At 37.0% G+C, this 14,461-nt stretch carries 12 protein-coding genes; 1 reads left to right on the top strand and 11 read right to left on the bottom strand.

The genetic code is table 11. The annotated features are described in order from the left end of the window. Window positions 1–31: 31 nt before the first annotated feature. From COD92_RS27540 to COD92_RS27530, 3 genes are all read right to left on the bottom strand, one after another. The gene (locus COD92_RS27540; RefSeq protein ID WP_218011284.1) at window positions 32–442 is read right to left on the bottom strand and encodes a C-glycoside deglycosidase beta subunit domain-containing protein; all 411 of its coding nucleotides are present in this window, start codon (window positions 440–442) and stop codon (window positions 32–34) included. An 18-nt stretch (window positions 443–460) separates the two neighbouring features. Next, window positions 461–1,354 carry a sugar phosphate isomerase/epimerase family protein gene (locus tag COD92_RS27535; protein WP_098530673.1) on the bottom strand — a complete coding sequence of 298 codons (894 nt, stop codon included), beginning with the start codon at window positions 1,352–1,354 and terminating at the stop codon, window positions 461–463. 197 nt (window positions 1,355–1,551) lie between these two features. Further along, window positions 1,552–2,373 carry an AraC family transcriptional regulator gene (locus tag COD92_RS27530; RefSeq protein ID WP_176541214.1) on the bottom strand — a complete coding sequence of 274 codons (822 nt, stop codon included), beginning with the start codon at window positions 2,371–2,373 and terminating at the stop codon, window positions 1,552–1,554. A 122-nt stretch (window positions 2,374–2,495) separates the two neighbouring features. Here COD92_RS27530 and COD92_RS27525 point away from each other — a divergent pair, with 122 nt between their 5' ends. Further along, window positions 2,496–4,037, top strand: coding sequence for a GH35 family beta-galactosidase (locus COD92_RS27525; protein WP_098530671.1), 1,542 nt, complete (start codon window positions 2,496–2,498; stop codon window positions 4,035–4,037). A gap of 67 nt (window positions 4,038–4,104) precedes the next feature. Here COD92_RS27525 and COD92_RS27520 read toward each other — a convergent pair whose 3' ends face one another. From COD92_RS27520 to COD92_RS27485, 8 genes are all read right to left on the bottom strand, one after another. Then, window positions 4,105–5,070 carry an ROK family glucokinase gene (locus COD92_RS27520; protein WP_098530670.1) on the bottom strand — a complete coding sequence of 322 codons (966 nt, stop codon included), beginning with the start codon at window positions 5,068–5,070 and terminating at the stop codon, window positions 4,105–4,107. A 56-nt stretch (window positions 5,071–5,126) separates the two neighbouring features. Beyond that, window positions 5,127–6,098, bottom strand: coding sequence for a sugar phosphate isomerase/epimerase family protein (locus COD92_RS27515; protein WP_098530669.1), 972 nt, complete (start codon window positions 6,096–6,098; stop codon window positions 5,127–5,129). A 20-nt stretch (window positions 6,099–6,118) separates the two neighbouring features. Beyond that, window positions 6,119–6,559, bottom strand: coding sequence for a C-glycoside deglycosidase beta subunit domain-containing protein (locus tag COD92_RS27510; RefSeq protein ID WP_098530668.1), 441 nt, complete (start codon window positions 6,557–6,559; stop codon window positions 6,119–6,121). Window positions 6,560–6,572: 13 nt separating this feature from the next. Then, window positions 6,573–7,700 carry a Gfo/Idh/MocA family protein gene (locus COD92_RS27505; protein WP_098530667.1) on the bottom strand — a complete coding sequence of 376 codons (1,128 nt, stop codon included), beginning with the start codon at window positions 7,698–7,700 and terminating at the stop codon, window positions 6,573–6,575. Between the two features lie 58 nt (window positions 7,701–7,758). Then, on the bottom strand, window positions 7,759–8,664 hold the full coding sequence (locus tag COD92_RS27500) for a sugar phosphate isomerase/epimerase family protein (protein WP_098530666.1): 906 nt from the start codon (window positions 8,662–8,664) through the stop codon (window positions 7,759–7,761). A gap of 260 nt (window positions 8,665–8,924) precedes the next feature. Further along, the gene (locus COD92_RS27495) at window positions 8,925–10,421 is read right to left on the bottom strand and encodes an ABC transporter substrate-binding protein (RefSeq protein WP_098530665.1); all 1,497 of its coding nucleotides are present in this window, start codon (window positions 10,419–10,421) and stop codon (window positions 8,925–8,927) included. A gap of 304 nt (window positions 10,422–10,725) precedes the next feature. After that, window positions 10,726–11,667: an AraC family transcriptional regulator gene (locus COD92_RS27490; RefSeq protein WP_098530664.1), complete on the bottom strand. Its 942-nt coding sequence runs from the start codon at window positions 11,665–11,667 to the stop codon at window positions 10,726–10,728. A gap of 80 nt (window positions 11,668–11,747) precedes the next feature. Next, window positions 11,748–14,429, bottom strand: a complete 2,682-nt coding sequence (locus tag COD92_RS27485) for a sugar-binding domain-containing protein (protein WP_098530663.1) — start codon at window positions 14,427–14,429, stop codon at window positions 11,748–11,750. Window positions 14,430–14,461: the final 32 nt, after the last annotated feature.

Raw genomic sequence — 14,461 nt, 5'->3', positions numbered from 1 at the left:
AAAACTGTCTCTCTGAAAAATTCAAAAAGAATCAGACCAAAATTAATGTCCTCTTGTGTGTGCCGGCACCAAGAACCGTATCAGCAACTGGAGGAAAATAGGAGCAGCTATACGTATAGCTTACTTCAATATCGTAGCTCCCGGCTTCTAGTCCGCCTTCTTTTGCTACTGTAAGCGTTGCTGGCTCTAAAATACCCCAATGAACATCTCCAAGTGAAGACATTTCAGCTTGTGTGTAGGTATCACCATTAATTGTCCATGTGATCTGATCGCCTGAAAAAGTTTCCCCATCTACTGAAACCGTAGCTGGGCGTAATTGAGGGAGCCAGAGGCCTCGATAATACAAAGATCTTATATTAACCTGGAAGCCGATGATTTTTCCATTTTTCTCGACATTTTTAAATCCTCTCGATTGGATGCAAGGTTTTTCTAACATAGTCATAGCTATTCACCCTTTCTCTTATTCTCCCAAAATTCTTTTCATCATTACATGTTGTTTCCGGATTTGCTCAGAGGCATAGCCCGTAACGTCTTTGTTTGGACCTTCATACTCACTTACCATATAGCCATCCCAATTATGTTCAATTAGCGTTTTAATGATTTTTTCGTAAGGAATCGTCATCTCTTGAAAATCATCCGACATTTTTACAAATTTAGCATGGCAGCAATAGACATAAGGTAATAATGGGATAATATCCTCTACTGGACTATGTTCAGATGGAGGCATGATAAAATCATCGGGACCCCATTCACTTGCAGGTAGAGCTTGTGTCTCAAATACACCGAAGTCGATGTTTAATCCAAAATATTTTGTTCCTGTCTCTTTAATAAACTCAACATAATCGTCTACCATCTTAGATTTCAAAAGTGTTGGAGCATGAATCTCCGGGCACATACGGACATTGTACTGTTCTGCTAACGGAAGCGCCATTTTGATAAATTCCCGCCAGTTTTCTACGGGAGTAAGATTATCATCGATTACGCCTAATTTGGTCCGAAGAATGGTAAATCCAAGTCTGTTTGCCAGTTTGAAATCACGTTCCAACATTTGTAATGATTCTTCTGAAGTAAGATGTCTTCCCTCATACAAGCGTGAATCGACCCAATGTCCGTATTCTGCCGGTACAATATTGTATTTTTCTATTAATCTATCCCAAGTTTCCAGCCATTCCTCACTTGGACTTGGGTAGCCTTCAATATGTGAGTTTGCTAATATTTCTAATCCTTTTGCGCCGATATCGTTCATTTCGGCAAACATGTCTTCTAATGTCATGGTTACACCAAATTCGCCCGCATAACTATAAAGAGAAACTCCTCGTTTTGGTTTGCTAAGATTCCCAGCTTCATTATTCATTCCAGTGTACGCTCCTTTTCAATTTACAATTGATACCGCTTCCACTTTAACTATAAAGTTTATTTCTACTAAATACCTTTACTTATTTATCTTAATAGATATAGATTTTATTTCATTTTGTCTCTTTCATTCTGAATAAATAAAAAAGGATAAAAATCATAGCGTGATTTTTATCCTTACTTGACAGTTCCAACTTCCTAATGTAGTTCTCGGAATTTCGCTGGTGTCATACCTTCTTTTTTCTTAAATACCATCCCAAAATAACTAACATCTTCATACCCGCACCATCTGCTAATATTCTTGATTTTCTCGGTCCTATCATTTATGAGTAAAATTTTCGCATGGGCTAAACGAACATCTGTAATATAGTCAAAAATAGAGAATCCATTCATTTTTTTAAATAACTGACAAAGATATTCTTTTGACAAACCAGTCATTTTTGCTAATTCTGCTAACATAATAGGCTCTTTAAAATGCTCATTTATGTAGTCCATAACTAGATGTACTTTCTTATTCTGATTTAGAAGGGACTTCTCATTTAGCAATGATGTTGATTTTACAATTTCCAATAAAATTTCATAAAGTACTCTTGAAAAATCATACATTTCCATTCGGCTATCCAGACTATAAATAAAAAATAATTCTTCCATATATTGCTCTACCTTTTCAATATCGGTTAGTTTATAAATACCTGATTGCTTAATTCCTATGTTTTCAAACAAATCCTTTGTCCCATAACCTGTAAAACACATGAAATGAACAATCCATTCCTTGCTCACTCCGTAATATTTATGACCAACGTTTGGGAAGAATAACATCCCACTTCCTTCCTCTACAACATACTGTTTAGTGTCTATTTCTAGCACACCGCTTCCCTTGACAGCTTGAATCCATTGAAAAAATGGCAATCCTGAGGGTCTGTTTATGTATTCCTGCCTATGATTTAAACCTAAAGAATATAAAACAAAAGGAAGTTTTAAGTTTTGTTCTGTGTATTTTGTAAAAAAGACCTTATTCATAATTAAGACACACCATCCCGAGCTTAATATATTCATATCCACTATAATATTTTAAGATTTTTTTTGACAATAATATTTATTAAGATATTAATATAATCTTATCATGAAAGGATGCTTTAATCATGTCTACTATCCCTCATATCAAAAAGAACAATGATATTCCAACATTATACGTTCATGACGAGCCCTTTATTGCATTAGCGGGAGAAATCCATAATTCCAGTGCCTCGAACCTGCAATACATGGAAAAATATGTTTGGCCTAATTTAAAAACATTAAATATGAATTCTGTTATTGTCCCTGTTTACTGGGAATTAATTGAGCCCGAAGAGAATCAATTTGACTTTACCATTGTTGAAGGACTGATCAACCAGGCGCGTGAAAATAACATGCATCTTATTTTCCTTTGGTTTGGCTTATGGAAAAATTCAGAATCTATGTATGTGCCCCACTGGATGAAAAAAGATACTAGAACTTATTTCCGTGCTTGTAAACCAACCGGTGATGCAATAAATACCATTTCACCTTTATGTAAAGCCGCAATTGAAAAAGATGCAAATGCATTTTATCACTTAATGAGATTTATCAAATCTATTGATTCAGAAGAAAATACGGTTATTGTTATGCAGGTTGAAAATGAAATTGGACTTTTAGGGACGGATCGAGATTATTCTATTAAAGCAAATGAAGCTTTTTCCCAAGAAATTCCGCAATGCGTTGCCGAAGAATTCCAAGTTTCTGGAACGTGGAAAGAAGCATTTGGCTATGATGCAAGTGAATACTTTATGGCTTATTATTTTTCATCTGCAGTAGAGCAAATTACTAATGCAGGTCAAAAGGCATATCCGCTTCCATGCTATGCCAATGCATGGTTGGAACAATTCCCGTGGCGTGCTGGAACCTATCCAAGCGGCGGTCCTGTAATGAAGATGCATAAAATGTGGAAATTAATGGCTCCTTCTCTATTTTGTCTGGCACCTGATATTTATGTTCCATATGTACCTGATGTATTGGATCAATATAGTCAGAATGGCAATCCATTATTCATTCCAGAGGTCCGTAAAGATGCTGTATCTGCTACATATGCCCTATATGCTGTTGGCGGTTGTAACGCTATTTGTTATGCACCATTTGGCATTGAAGAACTTTTGATGAATCCGGAAGCTATTGAAAAACCACCGCTGGAAATAATGAAGGCACTAAATATTGACCCCACAGCATTTGAAATTGAAGGCAGCGCAGCCTATCTTGCGAAGAGCTATTCTATTATAGAAAATATCAAACCGCTTCATTTTAAATATCGAAACACCAGTCATTTACAGAGTTTTGTTAAAAGAAATGAACATGACTTCGGTAAACTGCTACATTTTGGCGCTTATGATATTCTCGTATCTTATACGCCTAAAGCACCTTATAAGCCAACTTCAGGAGGTATGATTTTCGAACTCTCGGAAAATGAATTCGTCGTTATTGGAACAATGATGAAGGTTCAATTCCTTTCAAAACCAGGAAAAGATACACACGTGGAATTGTTACGATTCGAAGAAGGTGATTTTGTTAACGGTGAATGGAAAGCAGGACGTGTTTTAAACGGTGATGAAAAAATGATGATACAATTGAAAGATATGCCCTCAGCTTTTAGAATTCAAGTATATGAATATTAAAATTTATTCTTAACAGCCAATACATACAAGATACTATTATAACTTGTATGTATTGGCTTGGTTTTTATTAACTGTTCCTAGATTGTTTCACTAACGATGCCGCCCCAATTACCCCAGCATCATTTCCTAACTGAGCAAGCTTCAGTTTCGTACTAGTTCTTACTGTTGGGAAGGCAAACTTATTAAAATATTCTTCTACTCCTTTTAACAGCATGTCACCTGCAGCTGACACTCCCCCGCCAATAACAATCGTTTCCGGATTTAAGATGTTTCCAATATTGCCGCATGCTAGTCCCAAGTAATAATAAAATTTATCAACAACAATGACTGCCAATTGATCGCCACGTTTTGTCTGGTCAAAAACGGTCTTTGCAGTAACTTCTTGGCCATCATCAATTAACCACTTCAATTCAGAATCCCCAGCATATCTTTCTGAAAGATCTCTGGCTAATCGGACAACACCTGTTGCACTAGCTACTGTCTCCAAACAACCTTGATTTCCACATGTACACTGGTAGCCATCTGGCTCAACGATAATATGACCAATTTCTCCGGCAGCGCCTACTTTACCATGAATTAAGTTCCCATCTGCAATAATGCCGCCGCCGACACCTGTTCCAAGTGTAATAAATACCACATCGGCCCCATCTTCACCGGCACCCTTCCAGCGCTCACCTAATGCTGCCACATTGGCATCATTATCAATACAAAAAGAGATGCCAGTTCCTTCTTCAATCTGTTCTTTTACTGGCTGCAAGGTACTCCAGTTTAAATTATAAGCTCCAATGACTGTCCCTTTTTCACGGTCAACTGTCCCAGGAGACCCCATTCCGATTCCTAAAATATCATCAGCTGAAAGCCCATACAAATCAAGACGATGATTAATCGAATCAATAATGCTTGGAACGATATTCTTTCCTTCATTTTGAATATCTGTCTCCAAACTCCACTTTTGTTGAATCTCGCCCTCTTCAGTCAAGATCGCAAATTTTACTGTCGTTCCACCTAGATCAATACCAATTAGTTTTTTCATCTTTTCCCCGCCTTATAAAATAATACAGGTGAAATACCCACCTGTATTATTTTAATCTATTTACCTAATAATTTCCGCTCCATTTGTAAATGACGTTTCGTCATTTCTAAAGCTCTTCCCGATATATGGTCTTCATATTCTGAAACAATATATCCATCAAAATTAGAGTTTTGAATAATCGGTAAGATCTTATCATATGGAATGCTGGCTTCTTCCAAATTCTCATCAATATAATGGAATTTACCGTGGAAGTGAATGACATGTGGCATGATTTGTTTTAAGCCTGCATAATCCGGTTCGTTGTAGAAGGTTACAAAACCATACATTCCTTGGAAAGCACCCATTACTGCACCATTTGCACCAGCGCCAAGCAGCCGTTGTCTTGCTTCCATCATTGGCACACCGTCATAACGTAATTGAGCTGCCATTTCTAATAATTCTAAAGGTGCTCCATTCGCTAAGGCCTCATCCCAATGTGGTTTATTAGGACGAGTCGCAAAAGTACCAAAATCAGTGACAAATCCAAGATAAGGAGATCCTGTTTTTTCAATTACCTCGGTGAATTTCCGGATATTTGGTGATGTTGGCGTTTCAGGATTATGAATTTCAATTCCGACCTTGATACCATAAGCCTCCGCATATGGCGCCAATTTAGCAAAAACTGATGGTCCAATAAGATATTGAGCACGCATGATTTTACAACCCAATTTATTCGCTGTTTTCAAATCAATAATCGACGACTGAAGCAATTCTTCTTCTGTTAAATCACGATCAGATCTTAACCCACGGTCTGCATTAGCTCCGTAAGAAATAAATTCAATTCCATAGTGATTCGTCATGGCCTTAAACTCATTTAAAACCTTGTCACTTACATATGGGTAAGATGGCAGCATTTGCGTACCTACCAATTCAAATCCTTCCGCTCCAAATTCAGCTGCGGTACGAACGCAATCCTCTAATGTAAATTTGCCTTTTACATATTCATCGGTAAAACTATATAAAGAAACACCTAATTTAATATTACTCAACTGATCTGACCTCCTTTCTCCTAATCTCTCACCTGTAAGGTTTTGCTTCCGCAAGAATCTAATACAGCATATTCACGTTCTGTCTTTCTTCCAGGAACAGCCATATAAGGAATACGTAACATCATTTTCACATCGATATGATGTTCCCCTTCAGTTAAACCGCCAGGTGCAAATACACTAATCGTTGCTGGATCTATCAAATTCCAAAACTCTGAAATGAGACTTGGCAGTTGTCTTAAAGTAAACTCTTTCTCATTAAGACCAAAAGTTATATCATCAGAATTTACTTCTTGACCATCCACGGTAACCACAAACTCTTCAATACAGGATAAGTAATGTCCACGATAGTTACTTAATCGAATTTGGAATTCATATCCCAACTTTTTCCCATTCACATAGGTGTTTTTTAAACTTTCATCGCAAACGACATCGACGAAAGGTAATTTCATACTAAATGCCACTTTAGTCCACCTCCTATTTGCTTACCACAGGTTCCTGTTCAAAAACAATTTCTTTTCCAGTTTCAGCAGATCGATAGACAGCATCTAAAATTTTCGTCACAACAAATGCCTGCTCTGGTTTTACGAGTGGTTCTTTATCATATTTAACCGCTTCCAACCATTGTTTTGCTTCAAGCACTTCTGGTTTATTCGATCCGCCTTCAAAGAATGCAATCGCGCCGCCTGCAGAGTTTCTCTCTTCTGTTAACATACCATTGCGTGCAGTATTATAAATTAACTCATTGTTGCGGAAGCTCATGCCGGAATCGATTTGTGCTCCTGCCTTCGTTCCACAAAGAGTTGTAGCCGCTTCTCTTGATTCTAGTACATTAAGTGCCCAAGAAGATTCAAGGAATACCGTTGCTCCATTTTCCATCTTAATGTAACCAAATGCTGAATCTTCCACTTCATATGTTTCTGGATCCCATGGGCCAAACATATTTCCTTCAACCGCTTCAGGAAGATTACCTAATTTATTGAAAACAGAACCTGTCACGGAAACTGGTTTGTAATTATCCATCATCCATAAAGTGATATCAAGAGCATGAGTACCGATATCAATTAGTGGACCGCCGCCTTGCTGCGATTTATCAGGAAATACTCCCCAAGTTGGTACGGCACGGCGGCGAAGGGCATGTGCTTTTGCGAAATAAATATCTCCAAGTTCATCTTTTTCGCAAGCCTTATAAAGAGATTGCACTTCAGGACGGAAACGGTTTTGATACCCAATGGTGAATTTCTTACCGGATTTTTTCCAAGCATCCATCATTTTTTGAGCAGCTTCTGTATTGTGTGCCATTGGCTTTTCGCACATAACATGTTTACCGGCTTCAAATGCGGCAACGGTAATTGGGCTGTGACTAACATTCGGTGTCAATACATGCACAAGATCAATGGATTCATCCTTCAATAGCTCGCGATAGTCTCCGAAAATTTTAGCATCTGGTGTTCCATATTCTTTCGCCGCCTTTTCAGCGCGTTCAATTTTAATATCACAAAAAGCAACCAGTTCAGAAATCTCTTTAAATTGTGATAATGCTGGAAAATGCTTTTGATTTGCAATACCACCGCAGCCAATAATACCAATTTTTAATTTACCCATAATATTCATTCTCCTTTTTTGTTTTAAAATGATTTATTAGATTTATAAATGCATCTATTTAAGCAAAAAACTGACTTAAATAGTTTTTACTAATTTTAATAGAATCTTTTTTGGATTTAAGTGAATCTTCGAACGCCTTGTCCTCTACTTCAATGACAGCATATCCACGGTAGCCGATATCCGTTAAGGCAGATACATATTGGCCCCAATTGACATCTCCGAGCCCTGGTAGTTTCGGCGAAATATATTCTAGAGGTGTTGCCATGATTCCAACATCGTTTAAGCGGTCCTTATAGACTTTGATATCTTTAAAATGGATGTGAAAGATCCGTTCTTGGAATTCATATAACGGCTTGATATAATCCATTTGCTGCCAAACAAAATGCGATGGATCGAAATTCAATCCGAAGTTTTTATTTGGGATTACTTCAAACATACGTCGGAAAATGGCTGGTGTCGTCATTAGGTTTTGTCCACCTGGCCATTCATCTGTAGTGAATAGCATCGGACAGTTTTCAATCGCAATTTTCACTCCTAGTTCTTCAGCGAATTCTACGATAGGCTTCCAAACCGCAGTCATAACCTCCAAATTTTCTTCAACAGTTTTCTTTTGGTTTCTGCCAATAAAGGTAGTTACCATGTTAATATCAAGCTGGCTAGCTGCCTCAATACATTTTTTGATGTGGGCTGCATAATAACCACTTTTTTCTGAATCCTCATCTAAAGCATTAGGATAATAAGCAATGGCGGAAATCTTGATTCCTTTTGCTTCGGTATAATTTTTGATGTAATCGACATCTAAGTTATCAACATCAATATGGGTAACACCAGCATATTTCCGAGCCGCTTTCCCTTTCGGCCAGGCACATATCTCCACACATGAAAAGCCATTATCAGCTGCATAATCAATTACTTCTTCAAAGGTGCATTCATTTAAAATGGCGCTGTTAAATCCAAGTTTCATTGTGTCTGATCCTCCTATGTTTCTATTAAGTTTTATCTATTGATTCCGCTTACATATATATCTTAACCTGTATCTGCACATATTCCCTTTCTTAAATTATCCTTATGAGGTATAGATTTTCGTCTTTTTTCTACGGTTCTTCTTTCATGTATTTATAATAGATTAAGAATGATAGTGTTATTTTTAACCTTGTCTAAAATTCCTTAGAAAACAAAAAGGTGCAATCATTCTGCACCTTTTTGTTGGTTTGGGATTAAACCTTATTTTTGTGTTTTTGCCCATTTATCCAATTGGTTTTGTTTCTCTGCAATAATCTTATCAATGCCGGCAGCCTTTAACCCTTTTATGAACTCAGGTAGACTCTTATCAGGATCTAATATACCGTATTCCAATCCGAGGGCATATTTGCTTACCACATTGGATACCGCTGTCACTTCTGTTTTAACTGGTGAACTATCAAAATTAAATCCAAGTGCTTTAGATTTGATCGCATTTTTATTAAATTCCGCCGTTTGATTCCAAAGGTTTGGATCATTGCCTTCAAACACATAAGATAGGAAAGAATTCCCCATTGCAAAACTCATATTTAAATTGTAGCCATTGTTTCCTGCATTTACCCCATCTGGATATTTAATAACATTATCTGATACTTTTTCATAATGCTTTCCTTCAATACCCCAGCTTAGCAAGTTCACAATATCTTTATCCGCATACATTAAATTTAGAAATTTCATCGCTGCTTCTGGGACCTTAGAACTTTGAGGGATTCCCCACATCATTGTGGTTACGGCAGATGTTGTCGTAACAGGTTTTAGAAGTGATGTAGTTACCATCGTCATATTCGTATTTTGTGATTCTTGTAAAGCTATACCAGGTTTTTGAGGACTGAAATAACTAAAGCCTGCATTTGACTTAACTAACGCCGTGCCAGGATCTACATTCGTTGTTGCATTTTTTAACGTAAGTCCTTCCTCATACCATTTTCTCATTTCCTTTACAAACTGCGCATATTCATCTGTTTCGTATAAATCTACTACTTTCAAATTATTATCGTAGTTAGGAAGAACTCCCATACTGTCACCTAGCGGATCGAACCAGTTATAGACTACAGTTGGCTGGGCTCCAGGCTGAAAAGGAACAAGTGGTATTATGCCTTGCTCGTTTTCTTTAATTGCTTTCAACATTGATTCTACATCATCAAGTGTTTTGATATTATTAACGTTTATGTGATATTTATCTACCAAATCTTTGCGCATATTAATACCAGGTGCTCCTGCCATATCTCTTAAAGTTGGAACCGCATACATTTTTCCTGAAACCTTTGCAGCATTCAAATAATCCGGATCCATTACCTTTTTGATATCTTGACCATATTTATCTACCAAATCGTCCAAGGGTAATAATTGCCCTTTTGCTACTTGTGATGTGTAACCAAAAAAGGAGGTAACAAGCATTAAATCCGCTTTTTCATTACTAGATAACATCAAATTCATTTGTTGAACATAGTTACCAATATTAATGGGGGTTAATTTCACCGTTGCCTTAATCTTTTCTTTTGCTATCTTATTAATTTCATCTTGTACTAGTTTAATATCCTTAGGTACTGAAGCAGCAAAAAAGACAACATTCACCTCAGGCAAATTTTCTCCCGAACCTGAGCTTTCATTTGTAGAACTCTCTTTATTCGAACTGCATGCTGAAAGTAAAAGTAACAAGCAAACCAAAATCAAACTAATTAACCTTTTATTTTTCCGCAAAATTCCTCAACCCCCAAGTTCTAATTGTTTTTCATCGAGACAACTTTTCATCTCTTTGAATATGATCTAATTAAATCCCTCTTTTTACTTTTATTCATCACCACCTTTTTAGGAATGGTTATTCCTTTTTAACCATCGTTCTATATAACGCCTATTATAATGAGGAATAGTATTGAAAACGTTCACTTTCTTAAGAAAAACAATATCATTTTTTACTATTTTCAGAATATTAAAACAAAAAACCACAAAGTTTCCTTTGCGGCTAGCTGATTTTATTCAATTATAATATAGTAAAACACTTAAATTAACTTCTATTATTTGAAGCCCAAATATACTTATCTAACTCTTTAAGGCCAACTTCTTCCGTATAATCATAACCCTCAATTCCTCTTTTATCACTTTTTTGAGAGGTGCTAAAGGTTTTCTGCTGATTTTTCCGAAACTGATAGGGAGTTGTGTGAAAGGTATCTTTAAACAGTTTGTGAAACGTATTCAAACTAGAAAAACCAGACTCCATTGCAATCTGAATAACAGGCCAATTCGTATCCAGCAAATACTTAACAGCCTGTTCAAGTCGAATTCCGTTTAAATATTTAATAAAAGGCTGTCCCATATGCTGCTGAAAATAACGGGATAAATAAGGTACCGTCAATTCTTCATTTTCAGCTATTTCATTCAGAGTAATAGGATGCATATAATTCTTTTGAATATAGTTTGTGATTCTTGTTAGACGTTCTATATCTTTACTACTATTTCGGTTGATTTGCTTTTGATCGCCTACTCTAAATTTACTAATAAGGTTGTAAACGATATCTAATAATAGTGAATGAATTTTTATTTCATAACCTAATTCTTTCTTTCTTAATGTCAGCATGAGGTTAACCATTAACAAGCGAATGCCATTAAACTTTTCTTGATCCTCATTTTGAAGGGATTGGCAGTGGAATAATTCCATTTCAATGTCTTGGTACCATTTTTTAATAAAGGATAGTGGGATTTGAAGTAGTAATACCCGATTATCTTCACTCGCGTCCACCCCGTGGACCACATTGCTGTTAATCAGGAGCAAATCATTTTCCTGTAGAGAAAACTCCTCTCCCCCTACAACAACTTGGATTCGGCCTCTCAGAACAAACAAAAATTCAATCCGGTCATGCCAATGCATCGCCACATATCTTACACTTGTCATTAACATCAACATCGGAACCTCTTCGTTAATGACCACACTTTCATATGGATATTTCATAAGCGCCTCCCAACTGTTAATAAAATATAAATATTCAAAAAGGTGTGGCCTTTTCAGGTAACACACCTCCTTCAGAAATGTCAAGACATCGACAAGGTAATTCTTCCAAACATACCGGTTGGATCCATTGGATCATGCCAAATAATAAATGGTGGTTCTGGCTGATTCAGGCGATCTCGATCCAAGGTTGTGGCCACTTCAACGCGGATGGTATTAGTGCCTTTTCTTAAATAGTTACCCAACTCATAGATATATGGTGGACTTAACTTCATCCCGACATATTCATCATTAATCCATAATTCTATTGCTTCATATATATATTCAAATGATAATATAGCTTGATTTGGTTGTTCTTTTAGTTCAATTGTCTTTTCGTACTTAATGATTCCCGTAAAAGCCGGGTTTTCCTTTGAAATAGGCGCTAACTCTTTCATTAGATTTACTTCACCAAAATTCGGATATTCCTTGTTCTTTACCAGCGAATAATTCCATTCTGAAGAGAGGTTCCTTTCCTCAGCACATTCAGAAAGCTTTACAGAAAGAGGGCGATAATTTCCAAACTCACCGGCTAGTTCATCATCACTAACAAACACAATACAAGATTCATAGGGTCTCAACTCTAAAAATATAATAGATTTGCCATTTTCTTTTCTTATTGGTAAATTTTCATGCTTATTTTCTAGACCGTTATAGACAATAGCAAATTCTCCATTCGTTAATTCAATCTCTCCGCTGAAGGTCTCATGTGCGGATTCATTCTGGAACATGTAAATGTTACTTTCTTTCACATAATGGTAATAAGTTAAATCCTTAAACTGTTTCTTTAATTGAATATCAACTACTCCTTCTGCTTTAAGCTCAGGAGCCAACTCATCTAAAGGTACAACCTTACATTTGTCAACCGCTCTTAAAAGTTCCGAAGCTTCCTGTCGATCTACTACATTAGAAATCTCTTCTGGTTTTCCATCTACAAAAATAATCTCCAATCCTTCTGCACTCTTAATAAAAGCAGCCAGCTCTTTCGTAATATATTGACTATATGGAATGATTAAACATTTAAATTCTTCGCCATTAATGAATAAATGCTTATTTTCTAACTTTCCTTTGTAGGACCCTAGATCAGTCAGTATATCAATTGGTACAAAGTCAAAATCAATTTGATTTTCGGTCAAGACTCTAGCAGGTTTTTGCATTTTCATAGCTTCGCCAGTCCACTCACTCTCGCCGGGATATAAAACAGCTACAGGGGCCACATGTCTGCCGCCATTAAAGATATGGCATAAGCGGTTGGCATAGTGCATGAGATAGGCAAAATGTTTGAACTGCGGATTATGTCCTCGTGCATAGAAATGCGGCGGGCAATCCAAGTCAGGGTATTCACGCATCGAAAAAGCATGAGGAACAAGATAATTAATCCCACGGACAACTAGGTGATCTAAAATGTACTTCATATCGCGAACCCCCAGCCTCCATCCATATGCACCAAATAATTCACACATGGTCCTTCCCTTTTTCTTGGGATCGAGATGACCATAAGAAGAACCTAGTTTTCCTAAAGTATAATGATAAAATTCCCCATCACCCTTAAAGAGTCCGCGTCGTTCTAACCCAGCACCGCCAAAAATGACTTGCCCGCCAATCACGTCAATCCCTGACATGTGCTGACCTGACAACGCTCTAAAGAAATGACCTGCACCGCTTCCTAATCTGCTATGCTGATCATTATCTTCGATCACATGGCCAATATATTCGACATGGTGTCCTTCACACCATTTTCCTAATTGATCACTAAAGTTCTTTTTATATAATCGGGTAACAATATCCATATAGGTATAGCGTGTATGCACACATTGATTCATTTCTTCTGAGTTGTTCCATAAATAAGGTAAGAATACTCTCCACTGATCTCCCAGTGCTCCTAAAAGCAAAGATTTTGCTTCTTCACTCCAAGGTAATGGCATATCCTTTCTTCCAATCGATTCATTAAAATCAAACCCGTTTACATTTCCGAAGGCAGGCTCATCGGAGAAGAATCCGGCAAATGTCTTCCCAAACTCTTCTTTGTATCGTTCAAAATGTGGTTGATATACCGCTTCAAGCTGCGTACTGACAGATTCTTCATCAATCATATTTATATATTTCGGGTTTCCCCCGTCTGTTTTCGTTTCATAAACCACATAAATTCTCCATGGTCCTTCTGGTAAGGTGCAGGTTAAAAAATCTCCCTCAACATTATCAGTTAAATCGATTAACTCTTCATTAATAATGCCATCTGTCACTAATTTGGCTGCGACAACACTAATTAATTTATTGTTTTTCTGTTCATCTTTGTCTATTGTTTTTCCTATATCCAACCATGAGGTCTTCGGCTTTAACATCGGGGTAATATGTATCGTAACTTCATTTTGTGCACCTAAAATATCGAGGGTATTATAGTTTATATATGTTTTCTTTCGTTCCGGATACTTTTTCTCAATTAAACCATTGGCATAACCAGTTGGAAAATGGGCATCGTCTAATACCCAAATACGCATTCCACGTTGCTTCGCCTCGTCCATGACAATATCCAGATCATGCCACCAGCCTGGTCCTGCAAAATCAGGATGAGGCCTTGCTTCTACACAAATCCCTCTGATCCCGCATTCATAGATTCTTGCAATTTCTTCTCTAATAACGTGTTCTTGTTCTCCTCTCATCCAGAGAAAAGGAAGAATATAATTACCGGTATGTGCATTCATTAGATCTTGTACTGTCTTATCCATGATGAACCCTCCTATTAAAATAGCTTATAAGC

It is taken from the genome of Bacillus sp. AFS037270 (assembly GCF_002585305.1).
The sequence above is the reverse complement of the archived record's forward strand: the minus strand, read 5'-3'. Positions and strand labels throughout refer to the sequence as shown.